Genomic DNA, 14,453 nt, shown 5'->3' with positions numbered 1-14,453 from the left:
TCATCCCCCGAATGGGGGACAATCAGAATTTTGCGCGGGTGCTCGACCAGGAGCGGGGGCGCGTCATAGACGCTTTGGTCGGCTTCGACAAGCAGGCCGCGCTCGACGCAGGCATGAACAACGCCCAGGTCAACGACTGGAAACGCATCCACGACACCTATTTCGGGCGCACCCGGTGCACGCGGCTGCAGCGCGTGGCGCTTATCAAGGCCAGGGCAAACGCCGTCACGCTCTCGAAGTTGGCGGTCATCGAACGGGTCACCGCCCACATTGCCGACGACGCCACGCGCTGGCGGGTGCGCCACCGGCTTCTGGAGGTGCGGGGCAGGTGCGAGGCGCTGCGTCGCCAAGCAAAGGCGATCGTCCCGCCGAAAGAACCCGCGCCGCCGAAACCGGGGGTGCGCTTCAGCACCTCGCGCGGCGGGCACCGGCGGGTGACGGTCACAGCTCCCGAGCGCGTCATCGCCGACCTCGAGCACGCACTGCGCCGTGGCCTCGACCCCGCCGTGCCAGCGTCCACCCACATGCTGGGCGCCTTCATCTCCATCATCCGCGGCCAGGGCGCCGTGCCGGAAAGCGTCTACCGCCCAATCCTCATGGTTCCGGTGGACGCGCATCTTCGTCCGTCGCGCGACAGCGCCGGCGTGACCCTCCACGCCAGCGACGGCACCTCCGTGGCGCTTGCCGAATACCTGCAGGCCCAATACGGGCACGACCTGGAGGTCGCCGCGTTCCACCCTGTCGAGGGTGCACTTGACTTGTTCCGCACCCAGCGCTTCGCCAACGCCAAGCAGCGCATCCTGGCCAGCATGGTGCAGCCGACGTGCGCCGTTCCCGCCTGCCGCCTGCCCGCGGACCTGTGCGAGATGCACCACATCACAGCCTGGAAGCACGGAGGTTTCACGAACCTGGACAACCTGGCACCGTTATGCCGCTACCACAACCGCGTCACCGACGATGACCCCCACGTGCACAAGCGCGGCCGCGTTGCGATGCGCGCGGGCCGCTGCACGTGGATCTCGCCGCGCGGCTACGCCATACCCAACACGAACCCGGCCGGGGCGATGCAGGCGCTCTTCGGCGACCCGCCCGCGGACCCGGTTAGTTGCGGAAACCGTGTACCGGGGCGGGGATGAATCCGCCGCGGTGGATGAAGGCCGCGTTGTCGACGCCGTTGACGGGGATGACGGGCGCGTAGCCGAGCAGGCCGCCGAAGTTGACCTCGTCGCCGGGCTTCGTGCCGGGCACGGGGATGAGGCGGGCGGCGGTGGTTTTGTGGTTCATAACGCCGATGGCTGCTTCGTCGGCGATCATGCCGGCGATGAGCTCGGCAGATGTGTCGCCGGGGATGGCTACCATGTCGAAGCCGACTGAGCAGATGGAGGTCATGGCTTCGAGCTTGTCCATGGAGATGGTGCCGGCGCGCACGGCGTCGATCATGCCCTGGTCCTCGGAGACGGGGATGAAGGAGCCGGAGAGGCCGCCGACGCGGGAGCAGGCCATCATGCCGCCTTTCTTGACGGCGTCGTTTAGCAGCGCTAGCGCGGCGGTCGTGCCGTGGGTTCCCACCTGGCCCAGGCCCATGCGCTCGAGGATGTGGGCGACGGAGTCGCCGACCTCGGCCGTGGGCGCGAGCGAGAGGTCGACGATGCCGAAGGGCACGCCGAGGCGCTCGGCGGCCATGTTGCCCACCAGCTGGCCTGCACGGGTGATCTTGAAGGCGGCCTTCTTGATTTCCTCGGCGACCTCGTTGAGGGTGGCTCCCTCCAGCGACCCGATCGCGTGGTCGACGACCCCGGGCCCGGACACACCGACGGAGACGACGGTGTCGGGCTCCTCGATGCCGTGGAAGGCGCCCGCCATGAAGGGGTTGTCGCCGACGGCGTTGGCGAACACGACGAGCTTGGCGCAGGCGATCGAGGAGCTCTCCCTGGTGAGCTCGGCTGCCTCTTTGACCACCTCGCCCATCGTCCGGACGGCGTCCATGTTGACGCCGGCGCGGGAGGTGGCCACATTCACGGAAGCGCACACGGCCTCCGTGGCTGTGAGCGCCTCGGGAATGGAGCGGATAAGGCGCGTGTCCGACTCCGTCGCTCCCTTCTCCACGAGCGCCGAGTACCCGCCGACAAAATTCACGCCCAGCTCGGCGGCCGCCCGGTCGAGGGCCTTCGCGATGTCCACCGGGTCGCCCTCCACGCCCGCCGCGACCAGCGAGATGGGGGAGACCGAGATGCGCTTGTTCACGATGGGAATGCCGAGCTCTCGCTCGATGCCCTCGCACACCTCGACGAGGCGGGCGGCGCGGGCGGTTACCCGGTCGTAGACGGCACGGGAGGTCTCCGCCATGGTGGGGCGCGTGCACCCGATGAGGGAGATGCCCATCGTGACGGTGCGGATGTCGAGGCGGTAGTCCTCGATCATCTGGATGACGCTGACGACGTTGCGCGCTGCGATCCTGAAATCTACGGCCACCAGAGTCCCCTAAATCTCGTTCATGGCGGTGAACAGGTCCGCCGACTGAATCCGCACCACGACCCCGAGCGGCTCGCCCGCCTGGGCGAGGTGCTCCTGCAGCTCACCCATGTCCACCGGGTCACCGGGAATATTGACGCGCATGACCATGGTGAAAAAGTCGTCCATGAGGGTCTGGGTGACGTCGAGGACGTTGAGGTTTCGCTCGGCCGCGGCGGCGGATACGGCGGCGATGATGCCGATCTGGTCGCGCCCGGTTGTCGTAATGATTGCTTGCATACCGGGCAGTGTAGTCACCGCCGTCGGCAGTACTGCACGTAGCGCCTGAGCAGCTCGTTTGACCACGTGACGTCCACGCTCGGCAGAGCTGCGATGATCGTGTCGTAGTCCGTCAGCGGGAAATAGCCGTAGTCGTAGAAGAAGTCCATGCGTGTTTTCATTGCTGGCGCGTCCATCTCCGCGTGGAACTGGCACGCCCACACGTGCTCGCCCCACCGGGCCAGCTGCACCGGGGTGGTGGGCCCGGTGGCCAGGACGGAAAGGTCGGGGGGCAGCACTTCGGGGTTTTCGGTGTGGCCGGTCAGGGCGGCGAATTGCGAGGGGAATCCGGCAAGCAGGGGGTCTGAGCGCCCGGCGTCGGTAAGCTCAACCACGGTGGGGCCGGACGCCTCCGGCGCTGAGTGGCCGACGCTGCCGCCGAGGGCGTCGACAAGCCAGCTCATGCCGAAGCAGATGAAAAAGACAGGGGTGTCGGTGGTGAGCAGGCCGCGCAGCTCGGCGTTGATGTGTTCCTGCCAGGCGTCGTACTGCGGGGTGGTGACGGTCAGCGAGCTGCCGCCGACGATGACGCCGCGGTAGCTGTCGACGTCACCGATGGTGGCCGAAGTGCTGTCGAGAACGCGCACATCGATGTTGTCGCGGGAAAGACCGGTGGAGCGCAGGACGTCGTTGAACTCGGCCCGCGCCACAGACGGCCCGATCTCTCCGTTGCGGAGGCAGACGAGGAGGAAGCTAGCCATGCCCCAACCCTATACCGCTCGGTCTAGTGAGCGGGAGAAGGGTCGCGCACTGAGCGTTCCACGAGGTCGAGCATGGCGGAGAGGCGCTCGGAGGCCTCCCCCTCGGCGAGCTTGACCACCACGCCGTCCATGACCGTTTCGAGGTAGGTCTGGATGACGTCGAGGGGGACGTCGTCACGCATGTCCGCGTTGTGCGACAAGCGGGCCTGGACTGCCCGGTCCAGCATCTCCTGGTGCCCCCGCCACCGCTCCTCGAAAGAAGGGTCCGTGCGCAGCCTGCGGACCGTCTCCGCACGGGTCATGTACCAGCTGTGCGCTTCGGGGTTGGCGATCAAGGTGCGCATGACCTCGATAAGGCCGTTGTCCGCGACCACCTGCGCCTGGCGCCGCGCGTCCTCGCTGGCGACCGCGAGGAACAGGCTTTCCTTGTCCCCGAAGTGGTGGAAGATCGCGCCCCGGGTTTTGCCGGTGGCCCTTTCCAGCCGAGCGACCGTCGCTCCCTCGTAGCCGTACTGTGCGAAGCACTCGCGCGCGGCGTCGACGATCTCGCTGCGGCGGCGGGTCAACTCATCGCTGCTGACTATGGGCATGGCTTTCCTTCCGGGGCGTAAAAGGGGCCCGCCGGACGGATACCGGAGGGCCCTAGGGGATGGTTCGAGAGCTAGCTCTTGACCATCTGGCGCAGCACGTACTGCAGGATGCCGCCGTGGCGGAAGTACTCCGCCTCGCCCGGCGTGTCCACGCGCACGACCGCGTCGAACTCGACCTTCTCGCCGCCTTCCTTCGTGGCGGTGACGTGGACGGTCTGCGGGATCGTGTCGCCATCGTTGAAGGCGGTGATCCCGGAGATATCGAAGGTCTCGGTGCCGTCGAGACCCAGGCTGCCGTGGGATTCGCCCTCGGGGAACTGCAGCGGCAGCACGCCCATGCCGATCAGGTTCGAGCGGTGAATGCGCTCGAAGGACTCGGTGATGACGGCCTTCACGCCAAGCAGGTTGGTGCCCTTCGCGGCCCAGTCACGCGAGGAGCCGGTGCCGTACTCCTTGCCGGCGAGGACGACCAGCGGGGTGCCCTCCTTGGCGTAGTTCTGCGCGGCGTCGTAGATGAACGCCTGCGGCGCGCCCTCCTGCGTGAAGTCGCGGGTGTAGCCGCCCGCCTCGTCCACGAGCTGGTTGCGCAGGCGGATGTTGGCGAAGGTGCCGCGAACCATGACCTCGTGGTTGCCGCGGCGCGATCCGAAGGAGTTGTAGTCGCGGCGCTCGACGCCGTTGTCGTCGAGGTAGTTCGCCGCGGGGGTGCCCGGCTTGATCGAGGAGGCGGGCGAGATGTGGTCGGTGGTCACCGAGTCACCCAGCTTAGCCAGAACGCGTGCGCCGGAAATGTCCTCGACGGCCTCCGGCTCTTCCGGCATGTCGTCAAAGTAGGGCGCCTTGCGGATGTAGGTGGAGTCCTCATTCCAGTCGAAGGTCTTGCCCTCCGGGATGTCCAGGCTCTGCCACTGGGCGTCGCCCTTGAACACGTCCGCGTAGTCGGACTCGTACATCTCGCGGGAGATGGTGTCGGCGATGGTCTTCTCGATCTCCTCCGGGGAGGGCCAGACATCCTTGAGGTAGATGTCGTTGCCCTCGGAGTCCTGGCCGAGCGGCTGGGACTCGAAGTCGAAGTCCATGGTGCCGGCGATGGCGTACGCGATGACGAGCAGCGGGGACGCGAGGTAGTTCATCTTCACGTCCGGCGAGATGCGGCCTTCGAAGTTGCGGTTGCCGGACAGGACCGCGGTTGCGGTCAGGTCGTACTCGTTGATGGCTTCGGAGACCTCGGTGGGCAGCGGGCCGGAGTTACCGATGCAGGAGGCGCAGCCGAAGCCGGTGAGGTAGAAGCCCACGGCCTCGAGGTCCTTCCACAGGTCGGCGCGCTCGTAGTAGCCGTCGACGACCTGGGAGCCCGGGGCCATGATCGTCTTGACCCACGGCTTCGCCCGCAGACCCTTCTCGGCTGCCTTGCGGGCGAGCAGGGCGGCGCCGATCATGACGGAGGGGTTAGAGGTGTTGGTGCAGGAGGTGATCGCCGCGATGGCGACGGCACCGTGGTCGAGGGTGTACTCGCCACCCTTCGGGGACTCGATGACGACCGGCTTGGAGGCGCGGCCCTCGGCGCCCGCGGCGGCGGATTCGCCGTTGCCGGCCCAGGATTCGTTGTAGGAAACGGACTCGGACTTGGCGGCGCGCACCGGCTCGAAGGTCTCGTCGCCCGCGTCGTTGTAGTCAGGCAGCTGCTCGCGGAAGGTCGCCTTGGACTCGGAGAGCAGGATGCGGTCCTGCGGGCGCTTCGGGCCGGCGATGGAGGGCTTGACCGTGGACAGGTCGAGCTCGAGGTACTCAGAGTACTGCGCCTCCTCGGCGTCCTGCTCGAGCCACATGCCCTGCGCCTTCGCGTAGGCCTCGACGCGGTCGAGGGTGGCCTGGTCGCGGCCGGTCAGCTCAAGGTAGTTGATGGTCTCCTCGTCGATCGGGAAGATCGCGCAGGTGGAGCCGAACTCGGGCGACATGTTGCCGATGGTGGCGCGGTTGGCCAGCGGGATCTGGCGCACGCCGTTGCCGTAGAACTCGACGAACTTCTGCACCACCCCGTGCTCGCGAAGCATCTCGGTGATGGTGAGCACCACGTCGGTCGCGGTCACGCCGACAGGGATCTCGCCGGTCAGCTTGAAGCCGACGACGCGGGGGATAAGCATGGACACGGGCTGGCCGAGCATGGCGGCCTCCGCCTCGATGCCGCCGACGCCCCAGCCCAGAATGCCGAGGCCGTTTTCCATGGTGGTGTGGGAGTCGGTGCCGATGCAGGTGTCCGGGTAGGCCAGGCCCTCGTTGTCGAAGACCACGCGGGAGAGGTATTCGATGTTGACCTGGTGGACGATGCCGGTCCCCGGAGGCACGACGCGGAAGTTGGAGAAGTTCTCGGCGCCCCAGCGCAGGAACTGGTAGCGCTCCTCGTTGCGCTCGTACTCGATCTCGACGTTCTTATCCAGCGCCTCGGTGCTGCCGAAGGCCTCGATGATGACGGAGTGGTCGATGACCATTTCCGCCGGGTTGAGCGGGTTGACCTGATCGGGGTTGCCGCCGAGGCTGGAGACCGCCTCGCGCATGGTGGCAAGGTCGACCACGCAGGGCACGCCGGTGAAGTCCTGCATGAGCACGCGGGCGGGAGTGAACTGGATCTCGACAGAGGGCTCCGCCTCCGGGTCCCAGTTGGCGAGGGCCTTGATGTGCTCCTCGGTGACGTTCTTTCCGTCCTCGGTGCGCAGCAGGTTCTCGCCCAAAACCTTCAGGGAGTAGGGGAGTTTATCCATTCCTTCGACGGCGTCGAGCGCGAAGTAGTCGTAGGACTTTTCGCCGACCTCAAGGGTTTTCTTGGCGTTGAAGGAGTTCTTACTTTCAGCCACAGTGAGCTCCATTTCTCGTTGTAAACCTGGTTCGGGGATAATGGCCCCGGTGGTGGTCACCTCTTCATCTTAGGGGAGACCACCGGATCCAGTCGGCATTTTAACGTAACGGCCGTTATGTTTCAGACGTGGCCCGCGCCCCCTGCTCAGCGGCGTTGCCCCCGTCCGAAAGTTTCCCCCCGAGCGGGGTGGCGGCGCGGAGGAGGCCCCTTGATTCCAGCGGACATCGACATGCCACATCTTGCCGCCCAGCTTGAGCAGGACGGCATTGCCTTTACGACGTCCAACCCGGCGAACTGGCAGCTCGAGGCGCACCTGGATGCCACGCTCGATTCCCTCGACGCCCCAGAGCTCGCCCCAGTGGGCGTCGTGGTTGTCGAGCACACGCCGGATCGTCTCGCCGACCTGCGCGACGTTGCCCAGGACCTAGTGCTCGCCACCGATTACGACACCGTCATCGTGCGTTCGCCCGGTGGGGCGGGCGTTGTCAGCGAGCACTTGACGCGCGCAGAGATCGAGGCCGGGCAGCGCGCCATGCTCTCTCAGCCGGATTACGGCGAAGGTCTGCGCGCCTTCGTCGCCGAAGCGCAATCCTTGTCTATCCCGTGGGGCGCCGTCGCAGTGGCGGCCCTTCTCGTGATCGCCGCCGTGTGCGTGGGAACCTACGTCGCTGCCCGGACGAGCGTCAAGCCTTAAAACCTGACGTTACAGGGTGTGGTCAATATCACACGCTTTTTTCGGCGTGGCAATCCCGCTGCGTGTGGCGCCTGTTAGTCATGTTAAATCGCTTGACGCCTGTAAAAAACGGTAAAGGGTGGGTCACGAATTAATAAAGTGCCGTAGGGTTTGCTTGTCGGCTCGTGAGTCGTAGTCAACTACACACCTTTCAGAGGCACCATCCGCCCCAGTGGTCTAGTCAGCTACGGGGCGCGGTTCAGGCATGTGGGGAAGCACGCTCGGTTCCGCGGTGGCCCCGGAGGGTGGGTGTTTTCGGCCTGCGTACCGGCGTCAGTAGTCAAACCGAGTTTCCGCGCGTCAAGTGGTCAGGCTTGTCGCGCGGCGTGAGGAGCACCACCAGTGGGCAACACACGAATGGGCACCCGTCTGCGCTGGGCGCGCACAACCCTCAGCGTCGTCATGTGCTCAGCCATCCTTTCTCTCTGCGCGCAGCCGGCCGCGCACGGCCAGCAAGGCTCCAGCGCCTCCGCGCTCGTCGCCGCGATCGCCGAAGCGCAGTCGCGTGTCGACGCCCTCGATCTGCGCATGGGCAGCCTCCGCGAGACTGTCAACCAGGCGCTCGTCGACCTCCACGATGCTCAGCTGCGAGCCGAGCAAGCCAGGCGCGGCGTCGAGGAGGCGCGCACGCGCCTCGACCGGTCTGAAAAGGCCGTCGCGGGAGCGCGCGAGGAGCTGGCCGAGATCACCCGGTCTCAGTACCGCGCCAAGGGCGCCCCCTCTGCGCTCGCCGGGCTGGGCGGCGCTGACAAGGCGAAGGATGTCCTCGACCGCTCGTCGTTCCTGCAACGCCAAAGCGAGGAAAAGCAGGCCCGGCTCAGCGAGGTCGAGCGCGCCCGCACCGAGGCCGCGAACGAGGAGTCGACCCTGCGCGAGGCCAGCCGCTACGCGGAGGAAGCCGCCAGCGATGCGGCTGCTGCCGAAGAGGCGGCTCGGGCGCAGCTGGAAGATTCCCAGCGGGAGCTGGAAACGCAGATGGCCGAGCGCCAGGCCGCGGAAGAGGAGCTTCGCTCCGTGCAGGCGGAGCTGGAAGAGACCCGGCCGCAAAACACCCCAGAGCCCGAGGCCGAAACCGTGCCTGCTCCCGCCGTCGGCGCGGGCGTGACCCCGGCCCCGCGGTACGCCGCCCCGGCTGCCCCGGCCGAGGACGAATCCATTGGCGATGATGACATTGACGCGGTGCGCGAGGAAGTAGAGACGACAACCCCTGACGCTCCGGCGCTGACCGACGAAGTCATCTCGAGCGCCATTTCCACTGCGCAACAGGTCGCCGAGCACGCTGCGGAAACCTCAAGCGATCCGACCGCGCAGGCTGCCGGCATCGCCGCGGCAGAAGCGTTGGTGGGGTCTTCCCAGGCGGAGCACACCATTTTGGAGGACCCGTTCGCCAGCAGTGGTAGCAGCACCGGCGAGCTCATCACGGCCTTTTCCCGTGGACTGTCTAACGTCCTTGAGGCGCACGGGGCGTCGACCACTCCCGCGGTGGACAGCGTGCTGCCGGCCGTCGGCTCGGCGGAAACCGTCACCGAGAAGGTGGCCTCACAAGCACCTGTCGGAGCGGGAGTGGAAACGGTCATCGCCCGCGCGATGGCGATGGTGGGCACCCCCTACGTCTGGGGCGGCGGCGACGCCAACGGCCCGACGACAGGGGTGAACGGCGGCAGTCTGAAGGGCTTCGACTGCTCCGGCCTCGTGCTCTACGCCTTCGCCGGGGTGGGTATTTCGCTGCCGCATTACACCGGCTACCAGTACCAGCGCGGCGTCCAGATCGACCCGAGCGAGGCCCGCCGCGGCGACCTACTGTTCTGGGGCCCGAACGGCAGCCAGCACGTGGCCATCTATCTCGGCGACGGCACCATGATCGAGGCCCCGCAGCCGGGGCAGACCGTTCAAGTCGCCCCGGTGCGCTACTCCGGTATGTCGGAGAAGGCGGTCCGCCTGCTCTAGCCATGGACTAACATCCCCTACATGGCACTCAATGACTACGACGCACTCCTCGTCCTTTCCTTCGGTGGCCCCGAAGGGGAAGACGAGGTTATTCCTTTTCTGGAGAACGTGACCCGCGGCCGCGGCATCCCCCGCGAGCGCCTGGCGGAGGTGGGTGAGCACTACTTCCACTTCGGCGGCGTCAGCCCCATCACCGCCCAGAACAGGGAGATCATCGCGAACCTGGAGGCGGAGCTGTCCGCCCGCGGCATCGACCTGCCCGTCTACTTCGGCAACCGCAACTGGAGGCCCTTCGCCGAGGACGCCGCGCGCCAGATCGCTGCGGACGGTCACCGCCGCATCCTCGTCTTCGCCACGTCGGCCTGGGGCGGTTACTCCGCGTGCCGCCAGTACGACGAAGACATCCTGCGCCTGCGCGAGGCCACCCCGGAGCTGGAGTTCACGAAGCTGTGGCAGTTCTACGGCCACCCCGACTTCGTCAGACTCAACGCCACCTACCTCCGGGAGGCGCTCGACCGGGCGGCGGGCGAGCGGACGAAGGTCCTTTTCTCCGCGCACAGCGTCCCCACCGCAGCGGACGAGGCCTCGGGCGGGCCGGCCGACGCACACCTGTACTCCCGCCAGGTCGCCGAGGCCTCCCGCCTCGTGGCCCAGGAAGCGGGCCTGGGCGAGTACGAAGTGGTGTGGCAGTCGCGTTCGGGCAACCCGGCGACGCCCTGGCTCGAGCCGGACGTGGTGGACCGCGCCCTTGAGCTGCACGGCGAGGAAAACCCCGAGCGGATCGTCTGCGTACCCATCGGGTTTATCACCGACCACATGGAGGTCGTCTGGGACCTGGACACCGAGCTCAAGGAAGCGGTGGAGGAAAAGGGAATGACGCTGGACCGGGTGCCCACCGTCGGCCTGACCAAGGACTTCGCGGCCATGGTCGTCGACCTGGCGGAAAACGTCGCCCAGGGCACGACCCCGGAGACGCTGTCCGGCGTCAGCGTGCAGGGTTGCACCGTCAACGGCGCGCCCTGCGCGGCGAAGTGCTGTGCGCCGGCGCAGCCGAAGCCCGCGAGCGCCTAGCCGTACGCCTCGCGCCACAGCTCGTGGACCGCGTCGGCCACGCCGGCCATGCGTGCGGTGCGGATGTGGCGCCACAGAGAGAACAGGTGGGGATCGAGGCTGTGGTCACCGAGCCGGTCCGTCACCGTCTCCACGATCGCGGCCACCCGGTCCGCCCGCGCGAAGAGTTTCGCCGCCCGCGGTGGCACGCAACCCGGCAGGCCCGGTGTGTCATAGAAGTCAGCCACATGCCCGACGGTCAGGCGCGGGGAGGGCAGCTCGGCTGACGTGCCGCCGGCCGCCTCGATGAGCAGCGCGGCCTGGTCGGTCGCCTGCACCAACAGCGAATCGGCCTCTCCCGGGGAGAGCCACGCAGGCTCGGGCAGACGCCCGTGCTCCTCGAACCAGCGCCATTCGACGCCGTGCGCCTCGTAGGAGGGCAGAAGTAGGTGCGTCACCTCCTCGCTTTCGCGCACGGCCAGCGCCCCGGCCGGGGTGAGCGCTCGGAGCGCAGGCGAGGCCGGGGGGATGGGCGCTGCCTGGCCGGGACCCCAGAGGATGAGGCGGATCACTGGCTCGGGGGAGGTAAGGGCGGCAGAGGATCTGACGTCGTTAAGCAAGGTGGAAAGTGACGCGCTGCCGTAGGAATGGGGTCCCCCGAGGTCGTTGAGGGCCGAGACGAGCTCATCGGTCGGTTCGTGTCCGTAAAGCCAGGCAGCGAGCCACACCGCGGTGTTTTGCAAGGGGGAATAGATTTCGGCGCGCGTGTACATCCCGGCCAGATTAGCGGATAAGATCGGCCATCTATGGACCGTTACGCAGGAGACATCTTTGCCGGCCACGCGCGCCGGAGGACACCGTCCTACCCCCAGGTACCGGCCGAGGCGGGGCTCGTCGCGGAGGTCTACGGCGACGAGTTCGTCGGCGCCGTCGTCGGCACCGAGCGCACTTACGACGGCGACTTCGTCCGCCTCGAAGACAGACGCGGCGCCCAGCGGCTGTTCAAGCTGCTGCCCGGCGGATTCCTCGTCGAGGGCAGGCGGGTCACGCTCGCGCGCCCCGTCGCGCCCCGACCCCCCGCGAGCCGCACGTCGAACTCGGGCTCGCGGCGCGTGGAGGGCGCCCGTGCGAAGGTGGCCATGCCGAGCCGGATCTGGGTCGAGGGCGTCCACGACGCTGCGATCGTGGAGAAGGTGTGGGGCCACGACCTGCGCGTCGAGGGCGTCGTGGTGGAGTACCTGGAGGGGCTGGACAACCTCGCGGACAAGCTCGCGGAGTTCGGGCCCGGGCCGGGCAGGCGCATCGGGGTGTTGGCGGACCACCTCATCGAGGGCACCAAAGAATCGCGCCTCGTCGAGGACGTGGGCCCGCACGTCCTCGTCACCGGCCACCCCTACATCGACATCTGGGCCGCAGTGAAACCGTCGAGTGTGCGCATTCCGGCGTGGCCCGAGGTGCCCTACGGCGAGGATTGGAAGGAAGGGGTGTGCCGCCGGCTCGGGTGGTCGGATCCGCAGGAGGGGTGGCGCCGCGTCTACGGCTCCGTGGCAACGTTCCGCGACCTCGACTACACGCTCATCGGGGCCGTCGAGCGGCTCATCGATTTCGTGACAAACCCGCAGTTGCGCAAGGAGGACATGTAGGCTAGCGGCCGTGGGCGCACTGATTTGGTTTATCGCAGCGGTGATCCTGGCGGGCCTCGAACTGGCCGTCGGCGAGTTCACCTTTCTCATGCTTGCCGCCGGTGCGCTCACCACCTCCGGGGCCGCGCTTTTCGGGCTTCCCCTGTGGGCCGAGGTCGCGGTCTTCGCGGTTTCTTCCGCGGCGTTCTGGGTCTTTCTCCGGCCTTACCTGCACAAGCGATTCCTCACACCGGGGCTTTACAACGGCTCACCGAGCGCCCTCGTCGGCGCCCGCGCGGAGGTCATTGAGGACATCACGCCCGACGGCGGCCAGATCCGGCTCGACGGCACGATCTGGTCGGCGCGCGCGCTTGACCCGGCGGTGAACATCGCCACCGGGGAACACGTAACCGTATCGGACATTGACGGCCCCGTTGCGGTCGTCTGGAAGGACAGCTGATGGGTGTATTTCTCGCCCTCGTCATCATCGCGCTGGTGGTGGCGGTACTGTTTGCCTCGATTAAGATGATCCCCCAGGGTGAGGCGGCCGTGATCGAACGCCTCGGCCGCTACACTCGCACCGTCTCCGGTGGCCTGACCCTTCTGGCCCCTTTCATTGACCGCGTCCGCGCGCGTGTGGATACCCGCGAGCGCGTCGTGTCCTTCCCGCCGCAGGCGGTGATCACCCAAGACAACCTGACGGTGGCTATCGACATCGTGGTCACGTTCCAGATCAACGACCCAGCCAAGGCGATTTACGGGGTGGATAACTACCTCGTCGGCGTGGAGCAGATCTCGGTGGCTACGCTTCGCGACGTCGTCGGTGGCATGACCCTAGAAGAAACCCTGACCTCCCGCGAGACCATCAACCGGCGCCTGCGCGGGGAGCTGGACGCGGCGACCGGCAAGTGGGGCCTGCGTATCAGCCGAGTGGAGCTCAAGGCCATCGACCCGCCGCCCTCCATCCAGCAGTCCATGGAGATGCAGATGAAGGCGGACCGCGAAAAACGCGCCATGATTCTCACCGCCGAGGGCAAGCGCGAGTCCGACATCAAGACCGCCGAGGGCGAGAAGCAGGCGCGCATCCTCTCCGCCGAGGGCGAAAAGCACGCCTCCATCCTCGCCGCCGAGGCCGAGCGCCAGGCGACGATCCTGCGCGCCGAGGGCGAGCGCGCCGCCAAGTACCTGGTGGCCCAGGGTGAGGCCCGCGCGATCCAGAAGGTCAACGCCTCGATCAAGTCCTCCGGGGTCACCCCCGAGGTCCTTGCCTATCAGTACCTGGACAAGCTGCCGCAGATCGCCGACAACGAGGCCGCGACGCTGTGGATGATCCCGTCCGCCTTCGGCGACTCCCTCGAGCAGTTTGCCAAGGCCTTTGCCAACAAGGACGACGACGGCGTCTTCCGCTACGAGCCTGTTTCCGTTGACGAGGAGACGCGCGACATGGCGGGGCAGGAGAACACGGACAAGTGGTTCGACACTTCCACCGACCCAGAGCTGGCCAAGGCGCTTGCCGAGGCGCGCGCGGTGGCGAACAAACACGTCGACGACCCCGACCCCACGCAGTCGCCGACCGCGTCGCGGGCGCTGGAGATTAACCAGCAGCAGCCCGAGTAATCAAGTTGAGCACCAGCTTCCAGCCGGACTGCTCCGCGCGCCAGCCGGCCGCCTGGAGGCGTTGGCTCATCGCCTGCTTCGAAATCCCCAGCTCGGCGGCCGCCTCGTTCTGGTTGTATCCGCCGCGCAGCAAGGCGGTGGCCTCGCGCCCCTCGAGGGTGCGCTTGTGCAGGACGTGCCCGAGCAGCGCGAGCGCCGCCGCGATGTCCTCGGCGGCCGTGCCCGCATCCGGCGCCTGCACCTGAACTCCCACGGACGCGGGCTTGGTGCCGGCGGCGGCAGTCGCCGCGTGGAGGGCGCTTCCCTCGCGCGTGATGCCGAGGCCGACGGCCCAGTTGACGTCGGAAAGCAAAGCCATGATGAGGTTGAGCGCGGCCTCGGGGGAGTCCACGTGGGCGCGGATGTCCTCGACACCGGCCGATTCGAACGTGCCCACTCCCGGCAGGTGTGCCAACGCCTCGGCGGAGCGGCGGACCAGGTCTGCCCGGCGCTTCTCCCGGCCCCGGTAGCGCGCGTGTACGGCAATCATGGAGCCTTATTGTAGGCGGT

The 14,453-nt window shown here is 67.4% G+C and carries 14 protein-coding genes; 7 read left to right on the top strand and 7 right to left on the bottom strand.

Annotated features, from left to right (window positions below; all coding sequences use genetic code 11):
* The first annotated feature begins 11 nt into the window (after positions 1–11).
* Positions 12–1,136 (top strand): HNH endonuclease signature motif containing protein, encoded by a 1,125-nt coding sequence (locus CAURIS_RS05925; protein ID WP_290340902.1) that lies wholly within the window; start codon positions 12–14, stop codon positions 1,134–1,136.
* On the opposite strand, the gene CAURIS_RS05920 is transcribed toward CAURIS_RS05925, so the two are convergent.
* The 5 genes from CAURIS_RS05920 to acnA all read right to left on the bottom strand — a co-directional run bounded on the left by CAURIS_RS05920 (position 1,102) and on the right by acnA (position 6,933).
* Positions 1,102–2,421 (bottom strand): PFL family protein, encoded by a 1,320-nt coding sequence (locus CAURIS_RS05920; protein ID WP_290343327.1) that lies wholly within the window; start codon positions 2,419–2,421, stop codon positions 1,102–1,104. The two genes, CAURIS_RS05925 and CAURIS_RS05920, sit on opposite strands and share 35 nt — an antisense overlap.
* A gap of 60 nt (positions 2,422–2,481) precedes the next feature.
* Positions 2,482–2,751, bottom strand: a complete 270-nt coding sequence (locus tag CAURIS_RS05915; protein ID WP_290340900.1) for an ACT domain-containing protein — start codon at positions 2,749–2,751, stop codon at positions 2,482–2,484.
* Between the two features lie 14 nt (positions 2,752–2,765).
* Positions 2,766–3,491 carry a glutamine amidotransferase gene (locus tag CAURIS_RS05910; protein WP_290340898.1) on the bottom strand — a complete coding sequence of 242 codons (726 nt, stop codon included), beginning with the start codon at positions 3,489–3,491 and terminating at the stop codon, positions 2,766–2,768.
* A 23-nt stretch (positions 3,492–3,514) separates the two neighbouring features.
* Positions 3,515–4,081, bottom strand: a complete 567-nt coding sequence (locus CAURIS_RS05905) for a TetR/AcrR family transcriptional regulator (protein WP_290340896.1) — start codon at positions 4,079–4,081, stop codon at positions 3,515–3,517.
* A gap of 71 nt (positions 4,082–4,152) precedes the next feature.
* Complete coding sequence (gene acnA, locus CAURIS_RS05900; protein ID WP_290340893.1) at positions 4,153–6,933, bottom strand: aconitate hydratase AcnA; 2,781 nt, start codon at positions 6,931–6,933, stop codon at positions 4,153–4,155.
* A 210-nt stretch (positions 6,934–7,143) separates the two neighbouring features.
* On the opposite strand from acnA, the gene CAURIS_RS05895 reads away from it, so the two are divergent.
* From CAURIS_RS05895 to CAURIS_RS05885, 3 genes are all read left to right on the top strand, one after another.
* Positions 7,144–7,629 carry an Rv1476 family membrane protein gene (locus CAURIS_RS05895; protein WP_290340891.1) on the top strand — a complete coding sequence of 162 codons (486 nt, stop codon included), beginning with the start codon at positions 7,144–7,146 and terminating at the stop codon, positions 7,627–7,629.
* A gap of 381 nt (positions 7,630–8,010) precedes the next feature.
* A complete protein-coding gene (locus CAURIS_RS05890; protein ID WP_290340889.1) occupies positions 8,011–9,615 on the top strand; it encodes a DIP1281 family NlpC/P60 protein in 1,605 nt (534 codons plus the stop codon).
* 21 nt (positions 9,616–9,636) lie between these two features.
* Positions 9,637–10,686 carry a ferrochelatase gene (locus tag CAURIS_RS05885; RefSeq protein WP_290340887.1) on the top strand — a complete coding sequence of 350 codons (1,050 nt, stop codon included), beginning with the start codon at positions 9,637–9,639 and terminating at the stop codon, positions 10,684–10,686.
* Here CAURIS_RS05885 and CAURIS_RS05880 read toward each other — a convergent pair.
* Positions 10,683–11,438 (bottom strand): Rv1486c family protein, encoded by a 756-nt coding sequence (locus tag CAURIS_RS05880; RefSeq protein WP_290340885.1) that lies wholly within the window; start codon positions 11,436–11,438, stop codon positions 10,683–10,685. The two genes, CAURIS_RS05885 and CAURIS_RS05880, sit on opposite strands and share 4 nt — an antisense overlap.
* 33 nt (positions 11,439–11,471) lie before the next feature.
* On the opposite strand from CAURIS_RS05880, the gene CAURIS_RS05875 reads away from it, so the two are divergent.
* From CAURIS_RS05875 to CAURIS_RS05865, 3 genes are read left to right on the top strand one after another with little or no spacing between them, the layout of a single operon-like run.
* Positions 11,472–12,308, top strand: a complete 837-nt coding sequence (locus CAURIS_RS05875) for a DUF3097 domain-containing protein (RefSeq protein WP_290340883.1) — start codon at positions 11,472–11,474, stop codon at positions 12,306–12,308.
* A gap of 10 nt (positions 12,309–12,318) precedes the next feature.
* Complete coding sequence (locus CAURIS_RS05870; RefSeq protein WP_290343270.1) at positions 12,319–12,747, top strand: NfeD family protein; 429 nt, start codon at positions 12,319–12,321, stop codon at positions 12,745–12,747.
* Positions 12,747–13,904 carry an SPFH domain-containing protein gene (locus CAURIS_RS05865; protein WP_290343269.1) on the top strand — a complete coding sequence of 386 codons (1,158 nt, stop codon included), beginning with the start codon at positions 12,747–12,749 and terminating at the stop codon, positions 13,902–13,904. Before CAURIS_RS05870 ends, CAURIS_RS05865 begins: the two co-directional genes overlap by 1 nt.
* On the opposite strand, the gene CAURIS_RS05860 is transcribed toward CAURIS_RS05865, so the two are convergent.
* Entirely contained in the window at positions 13,882–14,433 is a 552-nt protein-coding gene (locus CAURIS_RS05860; RefSeq protein ID WP_290343268.1) for a MarR family transcriptional regulator, read from the bottom strand. The genes CAURIS_RS05865 and CAURIS_RS05860 overlap by 23 nt on opposite strands.
* Positions 14,434–14,453: the final 20 nt, after the last annotated feature.

The organism is Corynebacterium auris (assembly GCF_030408575.1).
GTDB lineage: Bacteria > Actinomycetota > Actinomycetes > Mycobacteriales > Mycobacteriaceae > Corynebacterium > Corynebacterium auris.
The sequence above is the reverse complement of the archived record's forward strand: the minus strand, read 5'-3'. Positions and strand labels throughout refer to the sequence as shown.